The 22,607-nt window shown below is 46.8% G+C and carries 20 protein-coding genes; 12 read left to right on the plus strand and 8 right to left on the minus strand.

The genetic code is table 11. From position 1 onward, the window contains the following. Positions 1–2 precede the first annotated feature (2 nt). The 3 genes from DXX93_RS19480 to DXX93_RS19490 are packed head-to-tail and all read right to left on the minus strand — an operon-like array spanning position 3 to position 3,366. A complete protein-coding gene (locus DXX93_RS19480) occupies positions 3–1,319 on the minus strand; it encodes an N-acetylmuramoyl-L-alanine amidase (RefSeq protein WP_181902273.1) in 1,317 nt (438 codons plus the stop codon). After that, positions 1,320–1,841, minus strand: a complete 522-nt coding sequence (gene tsaE / locus DXX93_RS19485) for a tRNA (adenosine(37)-N6)-threonylcarbamoyltransferase complex ATPase subunit type 1 TsaE (protein WP_116009565.1) — start codon at positions 1,839–1,841, stop codon at positions 1,320–1,322. A 4-nt stretch (positions 1,842–1,845) separates the two neighbouring features. After that, positions 1,846–3,366, minus strand: a complete 1,521-nt coding sequence (locus DXX93_RS19490) for an NAD(P)H-hydrate dehydratase (RefSeq protein WP_116009566.1) — start codon at positions 3,364–3,366, stop codon at positions 1,846–1,848. A gap of 15 nt (positions 3,367–3,381) precedes the next feature. On the opposite strand from DXX93_RS19490, the gene queG reads away from it, so the two are divergent. Next, positions 3,382–4,626 (plus strand): tRNA epoxyqueuosine(34) reductase QueG, encoded by a 1,245-nt coding sequence (gene queG / locus DXX93_RS19495; protein WP_116009567.1) that lies wholly within the window; start codon positions 3,382–3,384, stop codon positions 4,624–4,626. A gap of 51 nt (positions 4,627–4,677) precedes the next feature. Here queG and DXX93_RS21225 read toward each other — a convergent pair whose 3' ends face one another. The 3 genes from DXX93_RS21225 to DXX93_RS19510 all read right to left on the minus strand — a co-directional run bounded on the left by DXX93_RS21225 (position 4,678) and on the right by DXX93_RS19510 (position 9,112). After that, positions 4,678–4,857 (minus strand): DUF1289 domain-containing protein, encoded by a 180-nt coding sequence (locus DXX93_RS21225; protein ID WP_258872723.1) that lies wholly within the window; start codon positions 4,855–4,857, stop codon positions 4,678–4,680. Between the two features lie 6 nt (positions 4,858–4,863). Then, positions 4,864–8,430 (minus strand): hypothetical protein, encoded by a 3,567-nt coding sequence (locus DXX93_RS19505; protein ID WP_116009568.1) that lies wholly within the window; start codon positions 8,428–8,430, stop codon positions 4,864–4,866. 193 nt (positions 8,431–8,623) lie between these two features. After that, the gene (locus DXX93_RS19510) at positions 8,624–9,112 is read right to left on the minus strand and encodes a DUF4442 domain-containing protein (protein ID WP_116009569.1); all 489 of its coding nucleotides are present in this window, start codon (positions 9,110–9,112) and stop codon (positions 8,624–8,626) included. Between the two features lie 161 nt (positions 9,113–9,273). On the opposite strand from DXX93_RS19510, the gene DXX93_RS19515 reads away from it, so the two are divergent. Together DXX93_RS19515 and DXX93_RS19520 are read left to right on the plus strand one after the other, a co-directional pair. Further along, a complete protein-coding gene (locus tag DXX93_RS19515) occupies positions 9,274–9,789 on the plus strand; it encodes a phosphatase PAP2 family protein (RefSeq protein WP_116009570.1) in 516 nt (171 codons plus the stop codon). Continuing rightward, positions 9,786–10,811, plus strand: coding sequence for an MJ1255/VC2487 family glycosyltransferase (locus DXX93_RS19520; RefSeq protein WP_116009571.1), 1,026 nt, complete (start codon positions 9,786–9,788; stop codon positions 10,809–10,811). The genes DXX93_RS19515 and DXX93_RS19520 overlap by 4 nt, the downstream gene beginning before the upstream one ends. 131 nt (positions 10,812–10,942) lie before the next feature. On the opposite strand, the gene orn is transcribed toward DXX93_RS19520, so the two are convergent. Beyond that, on the minus strand, positions 10,943–11,488 hold the full coding sequence (orn, locus tag DXX93_RS19525; RefSeq protein WP_116010063.1) for an oligoribonuclease: 546 nt from the start codon (positions 11,486–11,488) through the stop codon (positions 10,943–10,945). A 173-nt stretch (positions 11,489–11,661) separates the two neighbouring features. On the opposite strand from orn, the gene rsgA reads away from it, so the two are divergent. From rsgA to DXX93_RS19550, 5 genes are all read left to right on the plus strand, one after another. Next, positions 11,662–12,699, plus strand: coding sequence for a small ribosomal subunit biogenesis GTPase RsgA (gene rsgA, locus DXX93_RS19530; protein WP_116010064.1), 1,038 nt, complete (start codon positions 11,662–11,664; stop codon positions 12,697–12,699). Positions 12,700–12,750: 51 nt separating this feature from the next. Further along, positions 12,751–13,635 (plus strand): archaetidylserine decarboxylase, encoded by an 885-nt coding sequence (gene asd / locus DXX93_RS19535; RefSeq protein ID WP_116010065.1) that lies wholly within the window; start codon positions 12,751–12,753, stop codon positions 13,633–13,635. 66 nt (positions 13,636–13,701) lie between these two features. After that, positions 13,702–14,490: a glycerophosphodiester phosphodiesterase gene (locus DXX93_RS19540; RefSeq protein ID WP_116009572.1), complete on the plus strand. Its 789-nt coding sequence runs from the start codon at positions 13,702–13,704 to the stop codon at positions 14,488–14,490. 104 nt (positions 14,491–14,594) lie between these two features. Then, on the plus strand, positions 14,595–14,975 hold the full coding sequence (locus DXX93_RS19545) for a BlaI/MecI/CopY family transcriptional regulator (protein ID WP_116009573.1): 381 nt from the start codon (positions 14,595–14,597) through the stop codon (positions 14,973–14,975). 394 nt (positions 14,976–15,369) lie between these two features. Beyond that, positions 15,370–17,481, plus strand: a complete 2,112-nt coding sequence (locus DXX93_RS19550; protein ID WP_116009574.1) for a M56 family metallopeptidase — start codon at positions 15,370–15,372, stop codon at positions 17,479–17,481. Here the strand turns inward: DXX93_RS19550 and DXX93_RS19555 are convergent. Beyond that, positions 17,478–18,047, minus strand: coding sequence for a Spy/CpxP family protein refolding chaperone (locus DXX93_RS19555; protein WP_116009575.1), 570 nt, complete (start codon positions 18,045–18,047; stop codon positions 17,478–17,480). The genes DXX93_RS19550 and DXX93_RS19555 overlap by 4 nt on opposite strands. Before the next feature lie 231 nt (positions 18,048–18,278). Between DXX93_RS19555 and DXX93_RS19560 the strand changes: the two genes are divergently transcribed. From DXX93_RS19560 to trmL, 4 genes are all read left to right on the plus strand, one after another. Beyond that, positions 18,279–18,980: a response regulator gene (locus tag DXX93_RS19560; protein ID WP_116009576.1), complete on the plus strand. Its 702-nt coding sequence runs from the start codon at positions 18,279–18,281 to the stop codon at positions 18,978–18,980. Next, positions 18,973–20,394, plus strand: a complete 1,422-nt coding sequence (locus tag DXX93_RS19565) for an ATP-binding protein (RefSeq protein WP_116009577.1) — start codon at positions 18,973–18,975, stop codon at positions 20,392–20,394. Before DXX93_RS19560 ends, DXX93_RS19565 begins: the two co-directional genes overlap by 8 nt. A gap of 133 nt (positions 20,395–20,527) precedes the next feature. Further along, positions 20,528–21,661 carry an alpha/beta fold hydrolase gene (locus DXX93_RS19570; protein ID WP_116009578.1) on the plus strand — a complete coding sequence of 378 codons (1,134 nt, stop codon included), beginning with the start codon at positions 20,528–20,530 and terminating at the stop codon, positions 21,659–21,661. Between the two features lie 432 nt (positions 21,662–22,093). After that, the gene (gene trmL, locus DXX93_RS19575) at positions 22,094–22,558 is read left to right on the plus strand and encodes a tRNA (uridine(34)/cytosine(34)/5-carboxymethylaminomethyluridine(34)-2'-O)-methyltransferase TrmL (protein ID WP_116010066.1); all 465 of its coding nucleotides are present in this window, start codon (positions 22,094–22,096) and stop codon (positions 22,556–22,558) included. Positions 22,559–22,607: the final 49 nt, after the last annotated feature.

Below are 22,607 nucleotides of genomic sequence, written 5' to 3' on the forward strand. Positions count from 1 at the left end.
GATTATGCTCTGGGGATTTTCAGTGTTTGACCAACACGCACGGTGTTACTGCGTAAATTGTTCGCTGATTTTAGCTGGCCAACAGAGACCTTATAGCGTTGCGCCAACACAGATAGCGACTCGCCTTTAGCAACACGGTGTTTTTTGTAGCCAATCGATGCGTACAAGGTGCCCGCAGGAGGCGAGTCCATAAAATAATCATGAACTGCGGTAAAAATAGATTTCGCGAGCTTTTGCTGGTGTCTACTGCTATTTAAGTTACGCTCTTCGGTTGGGTTAGAGATAAAGCCTGTTTCAATCAGCACCGATGGGATATCAGAAGATTTCAATACCGCAAGGCTCAAGCCCTCCGGGCGCTTTTTATGCAGCTTGGTGACTTTTTTCAACTGTTTCACCGCGTGCTCTGCAAAATCATAGCTACTTGCCATGGTGTGCTCTTTTTTCATATCAGCAAGCGTTAACGCTAAGTTTTTATCCTTGGTTTTCCTGATGGTATCGCCTGCTCCACCTAACAATTCTGATTCTTTTTGACGGTTGGCAATCCACTTGGCGAATTCAGAATTGGCGCGGCGAGGGTCTTGCACCAACACGGATGCACCGCTTGGCTGAGGTGAGGTAAAGGCATCGGCGTGAATAGAAATCAAGAGATCCGCTTTGTATTTGCGTGCCAGCTGCGTTTTGCGATTATGGTTAATGTAATAATCGCCGGTGCGAATGAGTTTAGCACTAAGGCCAGGCTTGTTATTGATCAGCTTGGCTAATTTCTTGGAAATACTGAGCGTCACATGCTTTTCATAGGTGCCTCTTGGCCCAATTGAACCGGGATCTTCCCCGCCATGGCCTGCCACAATAGCAACGACAATGTCGCGCTTTTTCTTGCTCTCTACGCGAACCGTTTGCTTGTCTAGTGACTTTTTATCGTATAAATCAACCACGAGCCGATTGCCATACTGGCCCGCAGGTGCGAGTGGAAAAATAGTGGTTTGATAAGATTGAGCAAGCTCTAACACTATCCGTGTCGCGCCTTTCTGCTTGGCCTTACTGGTGCGTACTTTCAGTATGCGCTTATCATTTTTAGCCAGCTTACTCAGTGCAACGGCATTGCTACTCTGCTTAAAATCAATGACTAAGCGATTCGGCGATGACAAGCTAAAGTAGCTGTAATCAGGTTTGCTCGACAAATCAAAAACAATACGGGTATTTTCTGGTGCTGGCCACACCCGCACCCCTTTAATTTTGTTACTCGCAACGGCTTCACTACTAACCAGGCAAAGGGTCAGCAAGATCACATATGCTAAGCTAGTGCGATGCCAAATCATCTATACTTTACTACCCTGAAAATGAGTGTCCTGAATCTGACTGCCTTGGTAAGTTAAAGACAAGGCGTTTAGCAGCTGCTCCCCCAATGACGATTCACTGGTTAACTGCACGATGCGCTGTTCGTTTTGGTATGCCAAATCAATAATCAGATCTGGCGAAGCTAGCAGCCCTTGGCCCTTTTCTGGCCACTCAATAAAACTACAACTCTTGTCGGTAAAGTAATCTCTTATGCCCATAAACTCAAGTTCTTCTGGGTCAGCTAATCGATAGAGATCAAAGTGATAGACCTGCCATGGTGCTAATTCATATGGCTCGACCAAGGTATAAGTCGGGCTTTTAACATTGCCTTGATGACCCATGCCACGGACAAAACCTCGGGTTAGCGTGGTTTTACCGGCACCCAGGTCGCCGTTCAAAAAAACGGTAATACCTTGTTGCAAATGATTCTTCACGACCTCGGCTAACGCTGTACCCAAGCCGACAGTTGCCGCTTCATCAGCAAGGAAATATTGTTTTTTCATATCATTAATATTGATTTACTAATTGTCTTATTGGCTCAAACAGGTCACTTGCCAATAAACCACGCATCCCAGTGTTCTGGGTGACGTGTTCAGCAGCTTGCCCGTGAATACTGACCGCCAGTCGGGTCGCATCCATCAAAGAGCCTGTTTGAAGTATTAATGCCGCTATTATGCCTGATAATACGTCTCCCATGCCACCCGATGCCATACCAGCATTGCCTGTGGTGTTGACGATAACTTGCTGACCATCACAAATAAGGCTGCCCGCCCCTTTAAGCACGCAAACTCCACCAAACTGCTCAGCAATAGCCCGCACCGCAGCAAAGCGATCCGCTTCTATTGCGGCAATATCGCAATCGAGCAGGAAAGCCGCCTCGCCCGGGTGAGGAGTTAGCACCCAATTGTCGCTTCGGGCACCTAGCGCTTTCATTGCGATTAGTGCATCTGCATCTACCACCATAGGCTTTTCAGCTTTTATCGCTGCCTGTACCAGTTGATTTGCCCAAGCATCACGACCAAGACCTGGGCCGATCAGAATAACTTTCGCCTTGTCGGTATACGACGATGCCACTAAACGTTCTGGTTCGCTGGGGGCTAACATCAACTCTGGTCGCCCTTGCACAACAATGGCTTGGTTGTCTTGGTGGCAGCCAACCGCCACCAGTGCCGCGCCAGCGCGCAGAGCAGACTCAGCCGCCATGCGTATGGCCCCCGGCATACCTAAATTTCCTCCCAATGCCAACACTAGGCCAATACTGCCTTTGTGGATGGTTGGCCGCCTTGGTGCTATGCCGGGTAAGCCAGTGGTGCCTTGTGCAAATACTTGCGCCGGTATGGTTTGCACGAACTCGTTTTGCACAGCTAACGTCGCCAACCATAAATCGCCAATGTAATTCGCGGCTTTGCCGGTGAGTAATCCTTGTTTGAGGGCGATAAACGTCACCGTGAAGTCTGCGGCAACGGCGATGCTGTCAACATGCCCAGTGCTAGCACAAAGGCCGGATGGAATATCTAAACTCAAGATTTGACTGTAATGGTCGTTAATCGTGGTCAGCAGCTGCTGCCACGCACGGGTTAACTTGCCCCGTAAACCAATGCCAAAAATCGCGTCGACTAGCCAGTCACCTTCATAATCGGCAATCAGCTCGTTGGCTTTGGCTAAATCTGGTTCAAAACGCAAGTTAACACTGTTGGGATCGAGCATCGCCAGTGCTTTAGCCGCGTCACCAGTAATTTTATCTTCGCTGGCCAGTACGAGCAATGAAACAACATAGCCAGCTGCAGCGCAGTGACGCGCCAAAATATAGCCATCGCCGCCATTGTTGCCTTTGCCAGCAATAATTAACACTGAGCTGGCTTGCTCAGCGTGCAGACTTATCAGTTCAAACGCGGCTTTACCTGCGGCTTGCATAAGGGCAAATAGCGGCACACCTTTGGCGCTCGCTGCTGCGGCTTCGTTTGCTAGTACCTCATTCGCACTGTAAACAGGCTGTGGTAAACTAGCGCTCAATTTTATTACATCCATTTTTACTCACCATTGATGACTGCCGCTATCAACTATCAGGATCTTGCAGAAAAAATCAAGCTTTGGGGGCAATCACTTGGTTTTGCTCAACTGGGCATTGCCGACATTGACCTCAGTGAACACGAACCGCGTTTACAAGCTTGGTTAGACAATCAGTATCACGGCGAAATGGATTACATGGCGCGCCATGGCATGATGCGCGCAAGGCCAAATGAGCTTGAGCCGGGCACAGTACGTGTGATTAGCGCTCGCATGAACTATTTACCCCCTAACGCAAAATTTGCGGCAACCCTCAAAGATAAAGAGCTTGGCTATGTCAGTCGCTACGCACTGGGTCGCGACTACCACAAATTGATGCGCAAGCGTTTGCAACAGCTGGGTAAAAAAATTCAAGACTACTGCACTGAATTCAACTTTCGTCCATTTGTTGATTCAGCTCCTGTGTTAGAGCGACCGCTCGCCGAAAAAGCGGGGCTTGGCTGGGTGGGTAAACACAGTTTGTTGATCAATCAAGAAGCTGGCTCTTGGTTTTTCTTGGGCGAATTACTGGTGAATTTGCCATTACCCGTGGACAACGCCCCCAGTAATCAATGTGGTCATTGTGTGGCCTGTATGAAAATTTGCCCAACCAATGCCATTGTTGAGCCTTATGTTGTCGATGCCAAGCGGTGTATTTCGTATTTAACGATAGAAAATCAAAGCGCTATTCCGGTTGAGTTTCGCAAAGCGCTCGGCAATCGCATCTATGGCTGCGATGATTGCCAGCTAATTTGCCCGTGGAACAAATTCAGCTCATTGACCGAGGAAGTTGATTTTCACCCTCGCCAGCAACTTGATGGCAGTACTTTATTGACGTTATTTGCATGGCGTGAGTCGGAGTTTTTATCGCGCACCGAAGGCAGCCCCATTAGACGTATTGGTTATCACAGTTGGTTGCGCAATATTGCCGTAGCTTTGGGCAATGCCCCGTTTCAACCAGCAATAGTTGGTGCACTAACAGCAAGAGCCGCGCAGCTTAGAGACGAGTCGTCTGAGCAAGCCGCAAAGATGGTGCTCGAGCACATCGAATGGGCGTTGGCCGAGCAGGCCGCAAAGCAGCACAGTATCGCGGTGAATGTCCCGAGAAATGACACTCTATTGCAGGATAACGAAGCCAATAGCACTAGTACTAATCACGACAACGCCAATGACAATAAGACAAAACGCCTAAACCAGCGGTTGATCAGAGCAATAGAAAAAGGCTTACCTAGAGATGCTTAACCACAGCCGATTGTGCTAACAAAACCAAATGCTAAAAAAGCCAAGTGCTAATCACCAATATCTCGCGCTGTAAGCTGCGTCATAATTGCCAAGCGCTTCGCTGAGTGCGCGCCAACCGACAATTTCATCGATATGGCGTTTGCAACCTAAGCAATAATCCGCGCGATTGAGGCAGCAATTGCGTACACACGGGCTAATCACTTGGGCGTTAGTTTGAGTTATTGTCGACATACTTTCCTAAATCGCATCCGCATATTGCTTGATCAAGACGATTTCTCGTTTCATTTGCCCAAGTATACGTTCAATCCCCATGTTTGATTGATTTTTTAAGGCGTGTTCAAACTGCAACGAAAGCTGTACTAGCCCTTGCGCAGAAAGGATATGGGCAATAACTGACATGTCTGCAAGCGTCGCCAGTAACGTCTGGTTATCTTCGTATTTCACTTGCTCTGTCAGTTGACGCGCAATAATCACCAACTGCTCGATATAATCGTCAATCATAAATGCTGCCAACTCAGCCGAGCCTTGATTTTGCGCATAGTTGGCGAGATCGAACGCAGCTGGCATCAGTTCATCGAGCTGACTGGCAAATGCCAGCCCGGTTAACCCCGTCCCAGCAGGTGTATGTGCAGCTCGCGTTGATGTTACGTGAGGAATTTTCGTGCCCACAGAGCGTGTGATTAACCATGGAGACAGGCGTTGCATCCAGCCATCAAGGTCAAAGCCACTTAAATCACCCAAGCCACCAGCAACTGTTGCAACATGCCATGATTTAGCGAAATCTTGGTGCTTATCTTGTTGTTCTTCTGTTTCTTGAAGTAAGGCTTTTTCGGCAACTTGCTCTTGCTCAACAGCTGTGCTCTGCTCGCTATTACTTAGTGTAAAGACACCGCGAGTCACCCCCTGTCCTACCAGCGGTGTTAGTTCACGTGGTAGGGTAAATTCATTAATGAGTACTAAAAACCTGCCACTGCGCCAGTGGTTATGCATAGAAACAGCATCAACAACTAAGGTGACTTGAAAGCCCAGCCATGTGAGCAAATTGATCAATGCTTGGTGGCGCTCAACCTGTTTAACCGCCAGTAGCAGCGCAACATGAGTATGTACAAATTGATGAGGACTTAACGTGTCAGCCGAAATTAGCGCAGTATCTGGTGTTTTACCCGTTAAACCTTGAGCAATAGTCGCTTGCAAGCAAGTCGGTGTAATCGCTCGCGCGGTTAATGCGTGTAATCCCGTCGTCGCTAAGTTGTGTGGCTTGTCCTGCAATAGCACGACGAATGGACGCACCTTGTCAGCCAAGCTTTTGATGTGTTTATCTATTGCTGAATATTCTCGTGACAGCCCTTCACAGACCACCACCGCATCCACTTTTCGCTGCTTGATTTGTACTGCACTGCACCGAGCGTAAAACGCTTCCATGTTGTTAATCTGCTGACATTCAACCTTGGTTGAGGCCAACGAGAGAGAGATGCTCTCAGCAAGCGCCGTCTGTGCGCTTAACACGAGCACTTTGGCATGCGTTAACCGTGTGCTGGCTGGCGTATTTTCAGCAACGTCAAGCAAGGCAACGGGCAGGTTTAAGACTAACTCGACACTTGTTGCTTGCTGCTTAATAGTGACAAGCTGGCCGCGCAAGGCCGTTAACATTTGTTGGCAATAGCGTGTGTGATGACAATGCTGGCTACTAGGATCTTTGATTAAGTCAGCAAGTGGTTGCGAACACGCCTGCTGACTGCTTTGCGTCTGTGCGGAGGCTGGCGTCAGTAGCGCGAAACTGAGCTGCCAGGTTTGCTGACCTTTGGTTTGGTCGATGGCTGCCAACTTAATCAATAGCTGCTGTTTATGTAGCCCCGCCAGCATCAAGTTACTAAAGCCTGTCAGTAAACGCGTATAGAAGTCTACATCTAAATTGACATGTGCGTGAATATTGTCTTCGTGGAAAATGGCAACGCTGTGCTTACGACTGATAAATTCCCTGTTCAAATTCGCAATGATGGCTGCGTTAAGCTGATGCACATCAATATCTTGCGCTTCGCGGTTGCGCTGTTGGGTTGACAGCATCGCCATCGTTTGTAATTCATCAAGACGACTCAACGCCCTCAGCAAAGCTTTGTCGTTGACGGATTGCGTACTAGTATCGGCCTCACTTAGCATCATACCCTGACTTTGCAGCGCTCCTTGTATAAGCATTTTACTAAGCGCCTGATAGTCACTTGAGGTGCCTTGTATCGACGATTGGCGTTGTTCCTCAAGTGAGTTTTTTTGCCCAGTGAGTTGTTTTTTTAGTGTGTTGATTTTGGTATGTAATGCCGTTTGATCGACCAGCGTGCCTGACCACTGTCCTTCGCGATAGGTGATTTTTACCTGACAATACACACCATCGCCTAACGCGATCAAACAGCTCTGTGGCTGTGGCAGAGAGTGAGACTGATATAGCTCAGTGGCACTATGACTCGCTTCCAGCAGCCTGTGAAAATTTTCCTTGCCGATAGCGCGCCGTACTGCCCTCAAAGAAAAGCTCAATTCATCTGGCGCACTGAGCTGCGCTAGCAAGGATGAACTCAAGCGTTGAGAGAAATCCACGACACCATTTGAACATCGCCATTGCCACGTTGCCGCGCACAACGCCAGTTGTTCCCGACTCGCTCGATGGCGAGCTTGCAAATTATCAACATACGCTTGTGAGTAGGTGTGACTCAGTCTCGTTGTGAGCGCTTTCGCAAGCTCGCGCTGTTGCTCTGTGATCTTCCCTTGCTGTGTTTGCGCAACAACCTGTTGTAAGTACGTACCGTTTTGATCAGACAACACCGCCGAGGTGAATCCCACCAGCTGATCTAAACGTTGATGGTGACGTTTGTGTAAACGCGATACAAGGATTAATGCAATGATAAAAAAGCCCGCCGCCAAACTTGCTAGCCAAACCACAGCATCGCTCAATAGCACTGAATAACCTCGAAAGCGAATAGCAGCATCTGGATCAATGCGCGTGCCGTTAATCGCATTGTTGCGACTTAGCTGTTCGCGATAGTTGATCAGCTCAGCGATCGCCTGCTCAACCTGAGTGTTAAATTGTCCATATAATCGCTGTTGTCCCTGCCATTTGCCAAACAAGGCGTGCTCATCAGTAAAAATGCCCACCAGTAAGCGAATCGCCTCAACTAGCGTATTGGAAGTGTTGCGATTTCCGTTTGCGCGTTGCAGTGCAAGCCATTGAGACAGCTGTTCTATTTGTGCGGTTATCGACGCTTGCTCAAGGGGTACAGGTTGCTTAGCAATGGCTTCTAATGAGGTCTTTAACAAGCGTAAGGCAGTGTTGAGTGCCAGTGGCTGCTGATCTCTTGAATTTGCCAGCAAGGCAAGAGCCACTTCGACTCGCTCGATTGCCAGTTGGGTCAGCATGGCATTGCGGTTAGCATTTTCACTGAGTCGATTCAGGGTCGCGCGGTCAAAGTTAATCAATGCTTCAAGCGCCGAAAACTGTAAGCGGTTAGCGCGCAACGATTGAAAAGCGAGTTTAGCGGATGCTGCCCACTCTGTGTGCTGTTCAACCATTGCTGGCACTGCCGATGACAGCTGCACTTTATTGAGCGACTCGATCAACCGACTTATCTTCACTAGCTGGTTAAAGTCACCATAAACGCGGGGCAATTGCTCTTGGTTGATATGCGCTAAACTGCGCTGTTGAATCACAAATGCGGTACTTGCCATACCTGCAGCAAATACGAAAAGCGCCACAGCGGCGATAAGCAAAACGCTGAGTTTTTTAGCGGTAATGGGCTTAATATTCACGGCGTATGTCATGTTGTTAACCCGGGTCAGTTAACCCAATAATCCATCACTGGTTGCGTTGACATGACAACTTATCGACGAGATAAGCGCTGACAAGCATTTCGCAGTATTAGTCGTTAAAGTGTCGATTAATAATGCTAGATGCTTGGTCGAGTGTAAAGCGCTGGTATGTTGCCTTAGCGTTTGTACTTGTTTGGGGCTTAGGTTACTTGCGCTTTTTCGGCACCCAAGCCCAATTCATTAAACATTCAATCGGCGCTTGCCCTGATTCATCAGTAATCGTGACTGGCACTAGCATATCCCCTTTTTCCTCGCTGGTAATAGCGGTGATTTGTGCGTCGCTCAACTGCGCTTTCGCCGTTAGTGCCCCCTGCATACGCCTGTTGTAATTTACCGTCATCGACTTTAACAATGGCAAGTGGCTATCTGGGACATTCATACCAAAAACAATACCCGTCGCCGATTCGGCGAGTAACGATGCGGCAATGGCATGAACACCACCAATGTGGTTTTGCACGCGTTTAATGTTGGCAAGCGTTAGCTCAACCTCTTGGTTCGAGATGCGCTGTAATTTTACGCGTGAAGTTCCGGCATACTTTACTTGTGAGCAAAATAACTTAGTGAGCAAATAGCTATGACAAAATGTCGGCAACTTGTATATCGCAGCCACCGCTTTACTAAATTTGTTTGCCATACGGTATCCTTTTAGGTGTTGTTATCGGGATCAGGTAATCCATTGTTGACAAAACTGGTCTGACCTTCAAGCTTTTTCCTGACATCACTTCGAACAAGCTGTTCACTAAATAGACACATTTTTGTCAACCAACGGTCACATTCACCTTTTATCTTGGCGATATGACGGTCTTAAATGATATGTATCAATACGATTTACGCATCTTACGTTGGTGTGTTAAATCGCGTTACCATCACAAGTTCATCAGTTGTGTACGCGCGGTATCGCGCACCGGTGATGGCTACATGCAAGTTTTGCTGCCACTGCTTGTCGCCATTATTAGCCAAAGCCTGAGCTTTTTCATTCTGGCGCTAACGGCTTTTGCCATCGAACGATTGATATATTTTGTGCTGAAAAACATGCTAAAACGCCGTAGACCACCGGATATCGTGCCCAACTTTTCGTGTTTAGTGCAGCCCTCAGACAAGTTCAGCTTTCCGTCCGGCCATACCATGGCGGCATTTTTACTGGCCGGCTTATTAGTCGCTGAACTCGGAGTTATCGCGCTGCCAATCTACTTGTGGGCGTGTGCTGTTGGTGCATCAAGGGTAATTTTAGGCGTGCATTTCCCGTCAGATATTTTAGCGGGCGCCACCTTAGGTTCAGTCATTTTACTTGGAGTCATTTACGCCGTATGAAGATACTGTTCGGTATTCAAGGCACAGGCAATGGTCACATCTCACGCGCAAGAATCTTAGCAAAGTACCTCAAAGAAAACGCTGTAGACGTTACCTACCTGATTTCAGGTCGAGATAAAGAAAAACTCTTTGATATGGAAATCTTTGGTGATTTCATACACCGCAAAGGCCTCACTTTTGCCACTAAAAACGGAAAAATCAATTATCTCAGCACCTTTTGGCAAAATAGCCTATTGGGCTTTTATCGCGATATTCGCGCGTTGTCGTTGGCAGATTACGATCTAGTGATCACAGATTTTGAACCCGTATCCGCTTGGGCTGGCAAGCGACAAGGTAAGCCTGTGCTTGGTATTGGGCATCAATATGCGTTTGGCGAAAATACGCCATTAGCGGGTGAGTCAATCATGGCTAAGTGGCTCATGCGCAACTTTGCCCCTGCCCAAAATGCCATTGGACTGCACTGGCATCCCTACAGTGACAATGTCCTACCGCCAATTATCGATACCACATTAGCGGCAACAAACCGTGGTGAACATGTTGTCGTGTATTTGCCGTTTGAAAATCAAACACAAATTAGCGCGATACTCAATCAGCTACCGCAATATCACTTCAAACAATATTCACCTGAGTTAACTGATGGAGAGCAAGCAAACGTTAGTTTGAGACAAACCAGCTATCAAGCGTTTAAACAAGATCTCGCCAGTGCCAAAGCGGTGATATGCAATAGTGGCTTCGAACTGATAAGTGAGTGCTTACACCTAGGCAAGCCAATACTGACTAAGCCACTCCATGGTCAAATGGAACAACACTCTAACGCGTTAGCGCTTGAGCAGCTCGACTATGCAACGGTTATTGATAAAGTCACCACAACTAAAGTGAGCGATTGGTTAAACGCGGCGCAGGCTAGTCAAGCTAAACCTTTACCTGACGTGGCTAAGCATCTGGTTGACTGGATTTTGCAAGGTGATTGGCATCAACACCAACAGCTGGGCAAACAGCTGTGGCGCCAAGCAAGTGTATAGCTCGCAATCACCTCACCACAAAGCAAAAAAGCGACGTTAACGAAGGTATGGGTACTGTCGCTTTTTTGCTGGCCTTCGCTGCCAGCGTATTGCTTGTCAAGTTTTCCGTGAACTAATTCAACTAACTTCAACTAAAGCTTAAAAAAGTGCTCTTGATACACTTTTAGCTCTTCGATTGATTCGCGAATATCATCCAGCGCTAAATGAGCACCGGTTTTCTTCACTTTGTCCAATACCTCAGGTTTCCAGCGACGCGCTAATTCTTTTACCGTACTCACGTCTAGGTTGCGGTAGTGGAAGTAATCTTCAAAGTCAGGCATGTACTTATTGATAAAGCGGCGATCTTGACCAATGCTATTGCCACACATGGGCGACTTGCCTTTCGGTACATATTGGCTAATAAACTCAATGGTGGCCGCGCTTGCTGTGGCTAAATCTGTCGTACTTTGGCGACAACGATCAGTAAGCCCTGATTTACCGTGATGTTCAATACACCACTCGCTCATGTTGTCGAGCACATCATCACTTTGATGGATAGCAAATACAGGCCCTTCGGCAAGTACATTTAACTGGCTGTCAGTGACAATCGTTGCGATCTCCAGGATAACATCGTGCGCGGGCTCTAATCCTGTCATCTCCAGATCTAGCCACACTAAATTCGTTTCATTTACGCTCATCAAAATCTCTTTCTTTTCATTTTCAGGAGAGCACTGTCGCGTAATTACGCGCGCCTCGTGACCCCAGTTGCCCAAACATTAGCTGATTAGCCGATAAGTCAGTATAATACGTGACAATTAACGATATTGAAAAGCTGATAAATACATCATGGCTTTACGAACAGCGAACTAACGTGGCAAAAGCAAAAAAACTGACCAAAGGGCAAGCGCGCCGAATTCGAGCGAATCAAGCTAAAAAGCTTCGCAACAAAGCGGAAGAAATTCAATGGCAAGACGAAGAGTTGGGAGCGCCAGAGCAAGGGGTTGTGATCAGCCGTTTTGGCCAACATGCCGATATTGAAAATGCCGAGGGCAACACTTTTCGCTGTAACATCCGCCGCGGCGTAGATTCACTGGTTTGTGGCGACAAGGTAATGTTTCGCCAAGGCAAGTCGTCTGAGCATACAGTTTCTGGTGTGATTGAAGCGGTTCACGAACGCAGTTCGGCGTTAAGTCGCCCTGATGTTTACGATGGCTTAAAACCTGTCGCAGCCAACATTAGCCAAATCATTATTGTCACTACCGTACTACCGGCCTTTAACCCTGACATTATCGATCGCTATATTGTTGCTTGCGTGCAAACTGGCATTAAGCCAGTAATTTTGATGAACAAAGCGGACTTGATCGACGAAGACTTGGCTGAAATCGTTGAAGAACAACTCGATATTTATCGCGATATTGGTTACCAAGTACTATACGCCAGTAGCGAATCTGGTAGTGGTATTGATGAATTAAGAGCACAATTGGCGGACGAAACCAGTATTTTTGTCGGTCAATCTGGGGTCGGAAAATCGACTCTCGTGAATACTTTAATGCCTGAACTTGGTTTATTAACGAAACAAGTGTCTGAAAACTCAGGATTGGGGCAACACACCACAACGGTGGCGCGTTTATATCATTTCGAACAAGGTGGCGACCTAATTGACTCGCCAGGTATACGCGAATTTGGTTTGTGGCATTTAAGCCCAGAGCAAGTGGCCGACGGCTTTATTGAATTTGACGATTACTTAGGCACGTGTAAATTCCGTGATTGTAAACACGTTAACGACCCAGGTTGCGCGCTTATTGCGGCGGTACAAGATGGTGATATCCACCCAGAGCGGTTGGCGAGCTTTCAACGTATTGTCGAGAGCCTATCGAGCAATACCTTAACCACGCGTTTTAAAGATTAAGCTAAGCCATTTAAAAACGAACAAACAAGAAGTAACGAGGAAAACTCAGTGATAGACAAAATCAAAATTGCCTTTCAATACCTATTGCCCAAGCATGGCATTTCGCGCTTGGTAGGTAAATTTGCCGCCGCTGAAGCGGGCTGGTTCACTACGCAGGCAATTAAGCACTTTATCAAGGCTTACGACATTAACATGGATGAGGCCAAATTAAAGCGCCCAGAAGATTTTGCCACGTTTAACGACTTCTTTACCCGCGAGTTAGAAGACGGTGCGCGCACTATTGACGACAACCCAATGACCTTGTGCTACCCAGTAGATGGCACCATTAGCCAACAAGGAGACATTGAGCAAGGCCAGCTAATCCAAGCTAAAGGCTTTAACTACAGCCTAGAATCACTATTAGGTGGTGACTCAAAAACGGCAGCCCCGTTCCAAAACGGTAAATTCAGCTGTATCTACCTAGCACCAAAAGACTACCATCGCATTCACATGCCGATGGACGCCACCTTGCGCGAAATGATTTACGTGCCGGGCGAGCTATTTTCAGTCAACCCATTAACCGCTAATAATGTCCCTAATTTATTTGCCCGTAACGAGCGTGTGGTAACCATATTTGATACACCGCATGGCTCACTTGCTATGGTACTAGTGGGCGCGACGATTGTTGCCAGTATCGAAACCACCTGGGCGGGTACGATCACACCACCAGCTGGCAAGGACATTTTTAGATGGCAGTACCCTGCCGACGGCGCAGGTGCAATTAAGTTTAAAAAAGGCGACGAAATGGGGCGCTTTAAGCTCGGCTCAACGGTTGTTTCAACCTTCTCGCCCAATATGGTGGAGTTCAATAGTCAAGCGCACTCAGGCATGACAACACGCCTTGGCAAACACTATGCGGATGTTGTCACTAAAACAGTAGCAGAGCCAGCGGAATAGTAGCCCCCGGCTTAACTTGGATTTACCAAGCGTAGATTAACCAAACTAAAGATCAGGACGTTAGCGATGCTAATTATTGCTCATCGAGGAGCCAGCGGTGAATTCCCTGAAAACACCCAAATTGCCTTTGAACAAGCGATAGCTCAGCACGCTGACGGTATTGAATTAGACATTCAGTTCCACGCTGAATCGTCAGGCTGGTGGCTGATGCACGATGTATACGTGGATACCACCACCAATGGCCAAGGGCAACTGCAACGCCTACCAAGTGAAACGCTCGAAAACCTGCAGACACGTGATGGTGAACCTATACTGCAACTGCCGCAAGCACTCGCCATCATCCACGCACAAGACCAATCTAATACTCCGGTTAACGCAACACAGCTCAATATCGAAGTAAAGATCTCAAGCGGAAACAGTAGCGAGTTAACTGAGATTGCCGAGCATTTAATTACCGAGCTAGCAAAAGCGGTAGCACAAGGGTTATGCACTTGGTCACAGCTGTTAATCTCGTCGTTTAATCACTGCTTTTTAGCGATAATTAAGCAACAACGCCCCAATTTAGCCGTTGGTGCATTAATCGCTCACATCCCACATAATCTCGCCGAAGCAGCCCAGCTTCTAGGGGCTAAGAGTATTAATCCATGTATTGACTGCCTGAGCCAAGAGCTTGTCGACGATGCCCACCAACGCGGCCTGGCAGTTTGGGTTTACACCGTTGATCGCCCTCAAGACATCGAATTCTGCCAACAGATTGGTGTTGACGCTATTTTCACTAACTACCCAGAGCAAAGCCGAAAGCACCTGCAAGCGATCAGTGATACAGACGAAGTGGCGATAAACACTATTTCATAAAATAATTTGCTCATTTATTCGGCAAAGGATACGATTAATGTCGTAAATAAATATTTGCGATACATTTGTCATTGAGCAAAATTATAAAATGGAAGGAAGTTTACATGGCTAAAGATAAGTCAAGCATCAAGCCGACTGAAGCTGAGCTAACGTTACTCAACGTGTTATGGAAAATAGGCCCAGCAACGGTTCGACAGATACACGAAGCTGTTAGTGAAAGACAAAAAACCGGTTACACAACGGTATTAAAAATTTTGCAGATCATGCACGAGAAAGCCTTAGTTATTCGCGACGAAAGTAATCGTGCTCACGTATACGCGGCAGCAAACAGCGAGACGCAAACACAGTCATCACTGATCCACGATTTGATCAGCAAAGCCTTTGGCGGTTCAACATCAAAACTTGTGATGCGTGCGTTGAACGAATCGACTAGCAAGCAAGAAATCGAAGATATTCGCCAGCTATTAGACACATTGGATAAGTAGCATTAACTATACTAAGTGCTCTATCCTAGTGTGGATTAACTAACTGTTTAGCATCGATCTATGCAGGCACTTCAATAGGCAATTAGTTCAACAGGCAAACACTTCAACAAGTGATAGGACAAAAGGCTAAACTAAAGCGCTGTCGCAAAGCTCTCTGACGTAAAGCGCAGGACTAAGACGATTGAAGCCGTACACAAATCGACAAGCAATTAGATTTGATTGACAATTAGCAGTAAAATCGCTTGCGGTTGGTGAATAGCTGTCTTCTCGTGAAACGAATTGAACCACACTTTTGCGGTTGACGTCATATCAAGTCATGACGACTTGAGTAAAAAAGACTTATTCATCATTGGGCACATTCATTGGGCATAAACCTAAGCAGTTTTAACGCAACATGATTTTAGCACTAGCAACGAGTACCCCCGAACTACAAGCACTAACCCAAGTGCTAACGCTTACTTTGCTGCACTTTTTGTGGCAAGGCTTAGTGGTTGCAGGCGTACTAAAATTGGCGCTTTCAGTCATTGCGCTTCACCGCTCAAGGGTGCGCTATGGATTAACTTGCCTGGCAATGTTAGTCAACTTAGCCTTGCCTCTTATCACGTTCAGCTATTTTTACCAGCCACTGACGAACGCATTTGCTGCTGCTTCGAATACGATGCCGATTGCCCAATTTCAGCATGTGTTGCAGTATCAGCACGGCATAACTTGGTATAGTCAAAGCCTAGATTATCTCCCGCTTTTGTCATTCGCTTGGCTCACTTGCGTCGTATTTTTAACATGCAAGCTGTTGTTTGAAGTCACAACCACTGGTCGCCTCGCGCGTTACGACACCATAGCAACGGAGCCTAAGCTATTAGCGCGTTTTGATGAATTAGTGAAACAAATGGCGCTACCACGCACGCCGCGTTTAGTGATCTCACTTAAAACACAAGTACCAATGGCAATTGGTTGGCTTAAACCTGTGGTATTAATGCCTGCACAAATGTTGATGGGGCTCAATCAAACCCAGCTCGAAATGTTATTACTGCACGAGCTTGCTCACATTCGACGTCATGATTATTTGGTGAATTTTTTACAAGCCTTGATTGAAATTTTACTGTTTTTTCATCCAGCCGTTAGCTGGGTTTCAAAGCAGATGCGACAAGAACGAGAATATTGTACTGACGATATGGCCGTTGCCCAATGCGGTAATGCCGTTGCCTATGCGCACACGCTAGCTGATACCGCGTCACTTTGCCAACATCATCGACATGACAGCATACCGGCAATGGCAATGGCTGCCTCTGGCGGCGACTTAAAAGCGCGAGTCGTGCGATTAGTTGATCATTCTTGTACGCACCAACCATCAACGGGGCGTTTACTCGCTGCACTCGTAGTGGTCAGTGGGCTATTCACACTTGGCGCAAAGCAAGTTGCGACTTTGCCTTGGTTTGATGTAACTGGGATGGAAATAACCAAATATAACGAGCACCAGCTGAGTCATAATGCGGCTTATTTCAGCGAATCCCCTTTCAACGAATCAAGGCTGCAACAGGGCTCGATTGCTGGGCAGCTGCTTGCGTTTCCCAATTGGTCATCGAAAATGAGCAACCGCTCTGGTGAACAACTCCATAACCCATCGAATGCTGCCCTAAATTCGGATTCAATAGCGCTAAACACTATACCGCGCTATGAACATACATCGCTAGCGGCTGCTATTAACAGCATTGATCAATTTTCTAATGAAAGTAGTTATTCAAGACAAGAATTTTCGGCTAATGATCAGTCTGAGCAGGCAAGCATTGCGACAACTAATGAGTTACTCAAACCAAATGTTGATCGCTGGCAAAGCTCACGCATACAAGCAAAAGAGTTACTCGCTGCTCAAGCCAACACTGAACAAAATAATACGGCTATTTCCCAGTCTCTCTCACCGTCTGTTGCTGAAACGTTAACGAGTGAAACAGAGAATGAAATTGCTTTAGTCAGTGTGCCTCAAAATCATACTACAGGTAAGTTTGAAGCAAACGTAACGCTTGATGCAGGGCCGATTGCAAAGCCAGCAGCGGGCATTGCAGGTGAAAGTTATACGCACAGTCGCAGCAGTGCGAGTGAGTATAACGTTTTAGATAAAATCGCCAGCACTGGCGCAAGCGTTCATCAAGATTTGTTTGACGTGCCAGAATCGAAGGTTAGCCTGTTCGAGCAGCGCTATCAAAGTGCTCCTCGCCAGCAATTAGAGTCAATTTTTAGCACGCAACCTGCGAAGCTGATGTCAGCGATAGACCCTCGATATCCCTCGGTCGCCAAGCGCAAAGGCATTGAGCTAGACGTACAAGTTAACTTTACCGTTGACGAGTTTGGCCGTGTCACCAATATTGAATTTGAGCAGCAGAGTAAACTCGGTTATTTTCGCTCGGCGATTATCAGCGCCATTAAACAGTGGCGCTTTGAGCCGGCTCTGAACAACGGTGAGCCGGTCGACAGTAAAATGTCAAAAATCTTCTCATTTAGTATGAGCTAGCCGTCATTGTGTGAGCGTCTCGCTTTGCGCTTTTCCTGAAACGCTTGCCATTTGGCTTGCTGCTCTGGCGTCAATACTTGAAAAATCGCGTGGCGGGTTTTCGCTTTTTGCAGTGCTAACTGGGCAAAGGTATCTTGGTACTGCTGATACGATGCCGTGAACGCCGCTTCGTCAAACTCGCTAGCGACTTGCTGGCTTTTTACTTGCGCTTTGAATGCTTCGAGTTGCGTACGCAGCGTTTCGTTATCTGATTTACTTTGGCTGCGAATCGCTTTAATTTGCGTGACTTGTTCGTCACTCAGCTCAAGGTAGCGTTTCATTTTCTTTAGCATTTTGGCACTGTGATGACCTTTCATCGCACGATGAGCCTTTCTGTCATGATGCTCGTGACTAGCGGTTGCTTCATTGCTATGGCTATACGCCGCTGGCGCTGCTAACACACCAAGTGTCGCAACTGTAGCGATCATTTTCGTCAGCATGGCGCGCTTTAACACTGGCTTGTTTAGTTTGTCTAGCTTGTTTAGCTTAGCGGCATTCAACGTTTGGGCTTGGTTAGTGCTGGTCATAATATTCCTCTCAATTCATTCCAATCAACGTTCAAATTCAGTATAAGAACTGCAATGCAAAGATGCGCAAAGCCATTGTAAAGGTGTGTAAAGATCTCAATCGCTGCTTTAATAACCTGATAAAATGCGAACCTATGAACCCAAATGGTGCCAATTGGTATTGTGCATCGCTGCATGCTGAATAATCTGGAAAGCAGACGTTAACAAACCAAGAGTGAACGCCTAAACGCTATGACAAAACACATTTTAATTATTGATGACGATATTGAACTAAGTGAACTACTGAGCAGTTACCTGTCAGCAGAAGGCTTTACCATCACGTGTCGTCATGATGGTGCTAGTGGCCTAGCTAAAGCTTTTGATCAAGATATTGATTTGATTTTATTAGATGTGATGATGCCCAAACTCAATGGTTTTGACGTATTAAAAGCCTTGGGAGGTAAACACAGCATTCCGATCTTAATGTTGACGGCAAAGGGCGATGACAGTGACCGTATACTCGGCTTAGAGCTGGGCGCCGACGATTACTTACCTAAGCCATTTCATCACCAAGAGCTGCTCGCCAGAATTAAAGCGATTTTTAGGCGCATTGATATCACCAAGCAACACACAGGCAACAGCAGCTTGCTTAATATTAATGATGTTGTCATCGACAACGCGACACGCCAAGTCAAATGTGCTGACCACCTGTTAGAGCTAACCGGCACCGAGTTTGAAATTTTATTCGAATTGATGAGTCAACACAGTGTGATTGTCAGTAAAGAGCAACTGTCACAACACGTACTGGGACGAAAGCTAAGCCCTTTTGATCGCAGTATCGACATGCACGTGAGTAATATTCGCCGTAAAATTAGCCAATATGCCAGCGACGACAAAATTAAAACCGTACGCGGTGCTGGCTATATATTCCTAGCCGGAGACAAGCTTGATTAATCCTGCTCAGGCCTCAGTATTCACGTCCGTTAAACGCCACCTAAGCTCGATCAAGGTTAAACTGTTTCTGTGGTTTTGGTTAGTCACCATCTGTGCCATTGCTGCAACGCGTTTTGTCTCCATTCAACTGAGTCAGCAATACATCGAAATCGCGACCGATAAAGGTGATTTACAGCGGCTAACGCGTATCACCGAAATTATCGAGCGGGCACAACCCGCCAATCTCGCCAAGTTTATTCACAATAGTCGCCACCGTCGCAACAAGCGCAGTTTTAAGTACTTGATGTTAAAGCCGTTAAACAATAACCAGCCAGTAATTGGCGGCCATCCAGAACATCCCTATGTTAACGAGTTTATTCAGGCCAATATTTTCAGCGAGAAACAAACCTGGATTTTCCCTCATTCTCAAATCACCGGGCCGTTGACACTTGACGTTAACGGCCAGCAATACTTGGCCTTTTACAAACGCCATACCAGTCGCTTTCGCACGCTCGGCTTTTTTATGCAACAGCTACCTTACTGGGCAAGAATTGGCACACCTGTCATCGTTAGTTTTGCCTTGTGCTGGCTGCTGGCGCGTTCATTGAGTCGACCGCTTTCAAATATCACCAAAGTCGCGGATCGCTTTGGACAAGGGGATTTAGCCATACGGGTGGAAAATGACGACAAGCGCAGTGACGAGCTCGGAACGTTGGCTCAAGCGTTTAATCAAATGGCAGATAAGTTGTCTGACAATGTGTCGGCACATCAGCGATTATTAGGTGATGTATCCCATGAACTGCGCTCCCCACTGACCCGCTTACAAATGGCGTTGGCATTGGCACAAAAACACAAAGACGATGCTGAAACACTTGAACAATACATCCAGCGCAGTGAACGAGAAGTCGCTCGTTTAGACGAGATGATCGAACACGTGTTAACCCTATCTCGACTAGAAAATAGCGCTCAAGCGATCACCAAGCAGCCTTGCAACTTAACTCCCTTGTTAACTCACTTAGTCGACGATGGTAACTTTCTGGGACAAGACAAACAGATCACTATTTCACTGACTGCAAACGGCAATCCTCAGTTGGAGCTGGACGAAACGCTGATCGCCAGTGCGGTTGGCAATATTATTTGCAACGCCATCAAGTATGCACCTTCGAATAGCGCGGTTGTCGTTGAACTTGATGAGCAAAAAACGCATGTCACCCTCAGCATTAGCGATCAGGGCAACGGCGTACCTGAACTAGCACTGAGCAAACTCTTTGACCCATTTTATCGCGTCGCGAGTGCGCGCGATCGGTTAACCGGTGGCACCGGATTGGGCCTGGCAATAGCCAAGCAAGCAGTGGTTGCTCACCGAGGGGAGATTAGCGCCAGTAACAATGCTGACGGCGGCCTAACAGTGACGATAACCTTGCCTAAGCCTTAGGCTAACCAGAGATCACATTAACGCAAGTAATAGCACATAAAAGCACATAAAAGCGGGGCGATAATTTCGGTGTACGGCTGATGGCGAAACAGCTAATAAAACATAACTTAGCCCAACGAAATTAACTCCTACTATGCTGTTATTTTCAGCGGAATTGCGTACCATAGTCCAAGCATCTCAAGATATTAATAACAATATGAAAGATTTACTGGCTGGATTACTCGCAATTTCTATGACTTTAACAACTACACAAGCTTCAGCAGCAAGCACTCCGTGGTCAACTACCTCAGAGCAAGCATTACCAACACGCTATGACAATGAGATAAAAAGCTTTTGGCAAACTGGCCAATTTAGTGAGTTCAGTGGTGTTGATGATGTGAGTATTCGTTACGCACAATTTCTCTCGCCATCGCGCAACAAGTGCTTACTGTTGGTGCCAGGCCGCTCGGAAAGTTACCTTAAATACCAAGAACTCGCATTCGACCTGACGAATGCGGGTTATAACTTGTTTATTATCGATCATCGCGGCCAAGGGTTATCAGGCCGAATGCAAAGTGATGAGCACAAAGGCTATGTTGCCGAGTTCGATCACTACAGCGACGATTTACACTTCTTTGTTGACAATATTGTCCAACCGCAATGTCAGCAAGATATTTTCCTACTAGCACATTCCATGGGTGGCGCAATTAGCGCTCGTTACCTACAACGCTACCAAACGCCCATTAAAGCGGCGGTACTCGCCTCACCTATGATTGCAGTTAACAGTGGCGGCATTCCAAGCTGGTTAGGCGAGTTTATTATTGGCAGCGGCGACACCTTGTCGCAATGGTTTAGCGACGATTCCTGGTATTTTCTCGGCCAAAGCGGATACAGCAGCACACCATTTGCTGACAATGCCTTAATGCAATCGCCAGTGCGTTATGAAATTTTTACTCACTTGTATCAATCAACGCCTGATTTACAGCTCGGCGGCGTGACTTTCCGTTGGTTAAGTGAGGCAGTGCAAGTGAACAAAGATATCTTTAGCGACATCCATAAATTAACTGTGCCAACCATAGTACTGCAAGCGGGTAGTGACACAGTTGTAGACAACCAAGCGCAAAATGATTTTTGCCAAGCACTGCACGCGGCTCACCCACAATCGTGCCCTGAGGGCAAGCCTGCTGTGATTGCCGGTGCTCGCCATGAAATTTTCTTTGAGTTAGACAAATATCGCATTGATGGCATTGTGCAAACGCTTAATTGGTTCCAGCAAGCGTCAAAATAAGCGTCTACCATAAGTACCTAGCACTATTATCTAATGCGGCGGATTGGGGCTATACCCATGCTACTTCAAAGTACTTGTTTCAGTTGGAATTAAAAGCGATTTAGGCACAGGTTACATGCTCCCTGCGTAACCCAAGTACCTGTGCGTCCATGCAGGCAAAGCATTGATTGCAGAGAATGGCCGTTCCCCTTTTGCTACATGAAAAGTAAAATCAATAACACCGCATAAATCGCTTTTAAACCAACCCATTTTTTAAGGTAGAGAGGGCGCTTCACAGGAACTCACTCTCTGCGTTGCAGCTTATTGAAAGGGAATAACCATTCCGGCAAGCTGCGCCTTGATATTGAGTCCCTGTGAAAGCGCTGAAACCATGTATCTTGAAATAGCATGGGTATATAATACGCCGCAATTTTCGCTTAAAGATTGATGATTATGTTAGATGTAGTGCTATTCCAGCCTGAAATCCCACCCAATACTGGCAATATTATTCGCTTGTGCGCGAATTCTGGCTTTCGTCTGCATTTAATTGAGCCACTTGGTTTTTCTATTGAAGACAAGCGACTAAAGCGCGCGGGGCTTGATTATCACGAATTTGCCAATTTAAAACGACATGAGAACTTTGACGCCTTTATCGCCAGTGAGCAGCCTAAAAACCTGTATGCCATCACCACTAAAGCCACGCGCTATCATCATCAAGTAACCTTTGCACAAGGCGACTACGTGATGTTTGGCTCCGAGACTAAAGGACTTCCCGATGTGGTTCGCGACCAAATTCCCGATGAGCATAAAATTCGCATTCCTATGGTCACAGGCAGTCGCAGCATGAATTTATCCAATTCGGCAGCAGTCATTATTTATGAAGCGTGGCGTCAGCTCGATTTTGCTAATGGCATTTAAGCATTAAACTGACGACTATCCTGACACAGGGGAGACACTAGAAGGTGGG

Source organism: Thalassotalea euphylliae, from assembly GCF_003390335.1.
GTDB classification, from domain to species: domain Bacteria; phylum Pseudomonadota; class Gammaproteobacteria; order Enterobacterales; family Alteromonadaceae; genus Thalassotalea_F; species Thalassotalea_F euphylliae_B.

Excerpts from the sequence above, each read along its gene's own strand:
- trmL (WP_116010066.1), top strand. The coding sequence starts at position 22,094 with ATGTTAGATGTAGTGCTATTCCAGCCTGAAATCCCACCCAATACTGGC.
- DXX93_RS19505 (WP_116009568.1), bottom strand. The coding sequence starts at position 8,430 with ATGACATACGCCGTGAATATTAAGCCCATTACCGCTAAAAAACTCAGC.
- tsaE (WP_116009565.1), bottom strand. The coding sequence starts at position 1,841 with ATGAAAAAACAATATTTCCTTGCTGATGAAGCGGCAACTGTCGGCTTG.
- DXX93_RS19490 (WP_116009566.1), bottom strand. The coding sequence starts at position 3,366 with ATGGATGTAATAAAATTGAGCGCTAGTTTACCACAGCCTGTTTACAGT.
- DXX93_RS19560 (WP_116009576.1), top strand. The coding sequence starts at position 18,279 with ATGACAAAACACATTTTAATTATTGATGACGATATTGAACTAAGTGAA.
- DXX93_RS21225 (WP_258872723.1), bottom strand. The coding sequence starts at position 4,857 with ATGTCGACAATAACTCAAACTAACGCCCAAGTGATTAGCCCGTGTGTA.
- DXX93_RS19550 (WP_116009574.1), top strand. The coding sequence starts at position 15,370 with ATGATTTTAGCACTAGCAACGAGTACCCCCGAACTACAAGCACTAACC.
- orn (WP_116010063.1), bottom strand. The coding sequence starts at position 11,488 with ATGAGCGTAAATGAAACGAATTTAGTGTGGCTAGATCTGGAGATGACA.
- DXX93_RS19540 (WP_116009572.1), top strand. The coding sequence starts at position 13,702 with ATGCTAATTATTGCTCATCGAGGAGCCAGCGGTGAATTCCCTGAAAAC.
- DXX93_RS19545 (WP_116009573.1), top strand. The coding sequence starts at position 14,595 with ATGGCTAAAGATAAGTCAAGCATCAAGCCGACTGAAGCTGAGCTAACG.
- DXX93_RS19520 (WP_116009571.1), top strand. The coding sequence starts at position 9,786 with ATGAAGATACTGTTCGGTATTCAAGGCACAGGCAATGGTCACATCTCA.
- DXX93_RS19515 (WP_116009570.1), top strand. The coding sequence starts at position 9,274 with ATGACGGTCTTAAATGATATGTATCAATACGATTTACGCATCTTACGT.
- DXX93_RS19570 (WP_116009578.1), top strand. The coding sequence starts at position 20,528 with ATGCTGTTATTTTCAGCGGAATTGCGTACCATAGTCCAAGCATCTCAA.
- queG (WP_116009567.1), top strand. The coding sequence starts at position 3,382 with ATGACTGCCGCTATCAACTATCAGGATCTTGCAGAAAAAATCAAGCTT.
- DXX93_RS19555 (WP_116009575.1), bottom strand. The coding sequence starts at position 18,047 with ATGACCAGCACTAACCAAGCCCAAACGTTGAATGCCGCTAAGCTAAAC.
- DXX93_RS19510 (WP_116009569.1), bottom strand. The coding sequence starts at position 9,112 with ATGGCAAACAAATTTAGTAAAGCGGTGGCTGCGATATACAAGTTGCCG.
- DXX93_RS19480 (WP_181902273.1), bottom strand. The coding sequence starts at position 1,319 with ATGATTTGGCATCGCACTAGCTTAGCATATGTGATCTTGCTGACCCTT.